This window comes from Salipiger sp. HF18 (genome assembly GCF_011806505.1).
In the GTDB taxonomy this organism is placed as follows: domain Bacteria; phylum Pseudomonadota; class Alphaproteobacteria; order Rhodobacterales; family Rhodobacteraceae; genus Salipiger; species Salipiger thiooxidans.
In genome coordinates, this window is sequence record NZ_JAATOS010000310.1 from 1 (window position 1) to 4,778 (window position 4,778).

Sequence of the window (4,778 nt, forward strand, 5' to 3'; positions counted from 1 at the left end):
ATGGTCACCACGCCGGTGCCGCCGACGCCGGTGATGACGACGTTGTGGGTGCCGTTGATCTGCGGCAGCGCGGGCGCCGGCAGGTGCGGCAGGTCGAGCGCCGCAGTGTCGCCCTTGCGCATCTTGGCGCCCTCGAGCGTCACGAAGGACGGGCAGAAGCCCTTGAGGCAGGAGAAATCCTTGTTGCAGCTCGACTGGTCGATGGCGCGCTTGCGGCCGAGCTCGGTCTCGGCGGGCACAATCGACACGCAGTTCGACTGCACGCCGCAATCGCCGCAGCCCTCGCAGACGTCGGTGTTGATGAACACCCGCTTGTCGGGATCCGGGAACTGCTTGCGCTTGCGGCGCCGGCGCTTCTCGGCGGCGCAGGTCTGGATGTAGAGAATGACCGAAACGCCCTTGATCCCCGCGAAGGTCTTCTGCACCGCCTCCATCTCGGCCCGCTCATGCTTTTCAATGCCTTGCGGGAAGACGCTGAAGTCGGGTTCCTCCTTCTCGTCATAGACCACGGCGAGGTTCTTGACCCCCATGGCGACCAGCTCGCGCGCGATGCGGTCGGCGGTGAGACCGCCCTCGTTGGGCTGGCCGCCGGTCATCGCGACGGCGTCGTTGAAGAGGATCTTGTAAGTGATGTTGGTGTCCGACGCGAGCGCCGCCCGGATCGCCTGAACGCCCGAATGGTTGTAGGTGCCGTCGCCGAGGTTCTGGAACACGTGCGGGCGCTTCGAGAACGGCGCCTCGCCGATCCAGTTGGCGCCTTCGCCGCCCATGTGGGTGAAGCCCGTGGTCTCGCGGTCCATCCACTGCACCATGTAGTGACAGCCGATGCCCGCGTAGGCGCGCGAGCCCTCAGGCACCCTGGTCGAGGTGTTGTGCGGGCAGCCAGAGCAGAAGTACGGCAGGCGCGCCGCGATCTCGGGAGCGTTGTCGGACTTGCGCACCTCTTCCAGCGACTGCAGCCCCGCGCGGATGCGGTCGGTGCCCCGGCCCTCGTCGATGAGGATCTTGCCGAGGCGTTCGGCGATCATGATCGGGTCCAGCGCGCCCTGCGTCGGGAAGAGCTCGGGACCGTGCATCGAGCCCGCGCCGCCGCCGATGTGCCAGCCATAGACCCTGCGGCCCCGACGGTCGTCGAAGATCGCCTCCTTGACCTGCACCTCGATGAGCTTGCGCTTCTCCTCGACCACGACGATCAGGTCGAGCCCCTCGGCCCAGTCGTGGAAGCCCAGCATGTCGAGCGGGAAGGTCTGCCCCACCTTGTAGGTGGTGATGCCCAGACGCTCGGCCTCGGCCTCGTCCAGTCCCAGAAGCGACAGCGCATGCACGAGGTCGAGCCAGTTCTTGCCCGCGGCGACGAACCCGATCTTGGCGCCCGGCTTGCCCCACATGCGCTTGTCCATCCTGTTCGCGTGCGAGAAGGCCTCGGCCGCGAAGCGCTTGTAGTCGATGATGCGCTTTTCCTGCTCGTGGGGAGTGTCACCGAGCCGGATGTTGAGCCCGCCCGGCGGCATGTCGAACGCCGGCATCACCAGCGACATGCGGTCGGGGCGGCCGTCGACCACCGCAGTGGCCTCGACGGTGTCCTTCATGGTCTTGAGACCGACCCAGACACCGGCGAAACGCGACAGAGCGTAGCCGTAGATGCCGTAGTCCAGCACCTCCTGCACGCCTGCGGGCGAGACCACGGGCATGTAGGCGTCGATCATGGCCCATTCGGACTGGTGGAGCACGGTCGAGCTCTCGCCCGTGTGGTCGTCGCCCATGGCCATGAGCACGCCGCCGTGCTTCGAGGTGCCCGCCATGTTGGCGTGGCGCATTACGTCGCCGGAGCGGTCCACGCCGGGGCCCTTGCCGTACCAAAGGCCGAAGACACCGTCGAACCTGCCCTCGCCGCGCAGCTCGGCCTGCTGGGCGCCCCAGAGCGCCGTGGCCGCCAGATCCTCGTTCAGGCCTTCATGAAAGAGAACGTCCGCCTCGCGGAGATGCTTCTCGGCCCGCTTCATCTGAAGGTCGACAGCCCCCAGCGGCGACCCCCTGTAGCCGGTGACGTAGCCCGCGGTATTCAGCCCCGCGGCACGGTCCCTGGCCTTCTGGATCAACATGAGCCTGACCAGTGCCTGGGTGCCGTTCAGCAGAACCGGGCTCTTGTTCAGGTTGAAACGGTCTTCGAGTGTAATCTCCACTTTGGTCACGCGCGCCTCCCTACGCTCATCCCTTGGGCAGTATACACTCATAATAGGTCAAAACTGCTGACCTTCATAGCGTTTTTTCGCTGTTTCTTCAGCGTCACGAAAGGATTGGTTCCCATTTAAGATTTGTGTCTTATATGAGGGCCCGCGAGCAGCGATGGGCAAAGGCATGGACTGGGACAAGCTAAGAATATTTCACGCGGTGGCGGACGCCGGCAGCCTTACACATGCGGGGGATGCTCTACATCTGTCCCAATCCGCCGTCTCGCGGCAGATCCGGTCGCTGGAAGAATCACTCAACACGACCCTGTTCCACCGGCATGCGCGCGGCCTGATTCTCACCGAACAGGGCGAACTTCTTTTCGACGCGACCGCGGCCATGGTCAAGCGTATCGACGCGGCCACAGCACGCATCCGTGACAGCGAGGAAGAGGTCTTCGGCGAACTCAAGGTCACCACGACCCATGGGTTCGGCGTTCTGTGGCTCGCCCCCAGGTTGACGAAGCTCTACGAGAAGTTTCCCGATCTCAAGATCGACCTGATGCTCGAGGAGCGAGTGCTCGACCTTCCGATGCGCGAGGCCGACATCGCCATCCGCATGAAAGAGCCGAGCCAGGCCGACCTCATCCGCAAGCGGCTGATGTCGATCCGGATGCGGATGTACGCCTCTCCCGACTACCTCGCGGAACACGGCACCCCGGGCGCGCTCGAAGAGCTCGAGAACCATCGCCTGATCTGCCAGAACCCGGCCTCGGCGCAGGTCGCGGCAGGCAAGCTGCTGGTGCAGGAGCTGCTGACCTACGGGCCGCAGACGGCGCTTACGGTGAACAACTATTTCGGCGTGCTGCAGGCGGTGGTCGCGAACCTCGGGATCGGCGTGCTCCCCGACTACATCATCGAGGATTTCCCCTCGGTGATCCGGGTCCTGCCCGAGGTCGAGAGCAACGAGGTTCCGGTGTTCCTCGCCTACCCCGAAGAGCTGCGCCATTCCAAGCGCGTGGCGGCGTTCCGCGACTTCGTTCAGGACGAAATCTTCGCCCACCGGAGACAACTCAGGGCGATGGGCGCAGACTGATTTCCCGCTTAAAGTGTGAGCCATGCGCCACACACATGGCGGAAATGCTGCGCCTGCGACGTCTTAAACCTTGATCGACTCAGAACTGATAACATATTCGGCAGATGAAGCTTGAAGCGCCCTAGCGCGCATCATCTTCATACCTCCCTGTTGGACTACGGCCGAGCTTTGTGCTCGGCCTTTTTTTTGGCGCCGCCTCTCCGGATTCGTGGGTATGGTGGCGCAAACAGGAGGACACCATGACCAGCCACGCCGGGACCCCGCCCAACGCCGCTCAGGAAACGTTCTGGAGCACCGGACCCGGCCAGCACTGGGTCCGGCTGCACCGCGAGCTCGACACGCTGCATGAGAACCTCAGCCGCCTCGTGCTCGACGCGGCCCGGCCCCGGCCGGGCGAGCGGGTTATCGACATCGGCTGCGGCGCGGGGGCGCTGGCGATCGCCGCCGGGCAGCATGTCGGAACCAAGGGCTACGTGCTCGGGCTCGACATCTCGGCGCCGCTGATCGGGGTCGGCCGCGACAAGGCCGCGGCACTCGACATCTGCGCGCCGGACTTCCTCGTGGCCGATGCCCAGACATGGGCCCACGACGGCGCCCCCTTCGATCTCTGCGTGTCGCGGAACGGGTTGATGTTCTTCGCAGATCCGGTGGCGGGCTTCCGCAATATCCTGTCGCATCTGCGGCCCGGCGGACGGCTGGTCTTCGCCGCCTGGGCCGAGGCGGCGCACAACCCGTGGTTTTCCCTCGCCATGCGCTTCGCGACCGAGCGGCTGGGCCCCGCCGACCCCGGCGATCCGCACGGCCCCGGCCCCACCGCCTTTGCCGACACCGCACACGTGCTGGCGCTGCTCGAGGCCGCAGGCGCCCCCGGCGCCACGGCCGAGGTCCGCGACACCACGCTCGAGGTGCCCGAAGGCTTCGAGGCCGCCGCCGAGCTCACCCAGTTCGTGGGCCCGATTTCGCGCCACCTGCGCGACAAGGACGGCACCGAGGCGGACCGCGCCGCGATCCATGCGCAGGTCAAGGAGGCGTTCCGCGATTTCGACGACGGCAATGGTTGCCATATCCCCGCACGCATCAACCTTTTCACCGCAACGCGCCCCTGAGACTTCGCGCCCCCTTCCCCCGGAGGCGACCTTGCACTAAAGAGTGCGCAAGTCTGCCATAGGGGAAAGTTCATGCAGGAACCGGCCATCACCGAAGAGCTGATCGCGGCACACGGCATCAAGCCCGACGAATACGCACGGATCCTGCAGATCCTGAACCGCGAGCCCACCTTTACCGAACTGGGCATCTTCTCGGCCATGTGGAACGAGCACTGTTCCTACAAGTCATCCAAGATCCACCTCAAGGGCCTGCCCACCAAGGGCCCGCAGGTCATCTGCGGCCCGGGGGAGAACGCGGGCGTGGTGGACATCGGCGACGGCCAGGCGGTGGTCTTCAAGATGGAGAGCCACAATCACCCCTCCTACATCGAGCCCTACCAGGGTGCGGCGACCGGCGTCGGCGGCATC

At 65.5% G+C, this 4,778-nt stretch carries 4 protein-coding genes; 3 read left to right on the top strand and 1 reads right to left on the bottom strand.

What is annotated here, in order from left to right:
- Positions 1–2,192 (bottom strand): indolepyruvate ferredoxin oxidoreductase family protein (locus HC022_RS19245; protein ID WP_167453493.1); only part of this gene is annotated, 2,192 nt, incomplete at its 3' end.
- 166 nt (positions 2,193–2,358) lie between these two features.
- Here HC022_RS19245 and HC022_RS19250 point away from each other — a divergent pair.
- From HC022_RS19250 to HC022_RS19260, 3 genes are all read left to right on the top strand, one after another.
- Positions 2,359–3,264: a LysR family transcriptional regulator gene (locus HC022_RS19250; protein WP_040384347.1), complete on the top strand. Its 906-nt coding sequence runs from the start codon at positions 2,359–2,361 to the stop codon at positions 3,262–3,264.
- Positions 3,265–3,503: 239 nt separating this feature from the next.
- Positions 3,504–4,370: a class I SAM-dependent methyltransferase gene (locus HC022_RS19255; RefSeq protein ID WP_167453494.1), complete on the top strand. Its 867-nt coding sequence runs from the start codon at positions 3,504–3,506 to the stop codon at positions 4,368–4,370.
- Between the two features lie 72 nt (positions 4,371–4,442).
- Positions 4,443–4,778, top strand: a 336-nt coding sequence (locus HC022_RS19260; protein ID WP_368484701.1) for an AIR synthase related protein, incomplete at its 3' end; no start/stop codon positions are given.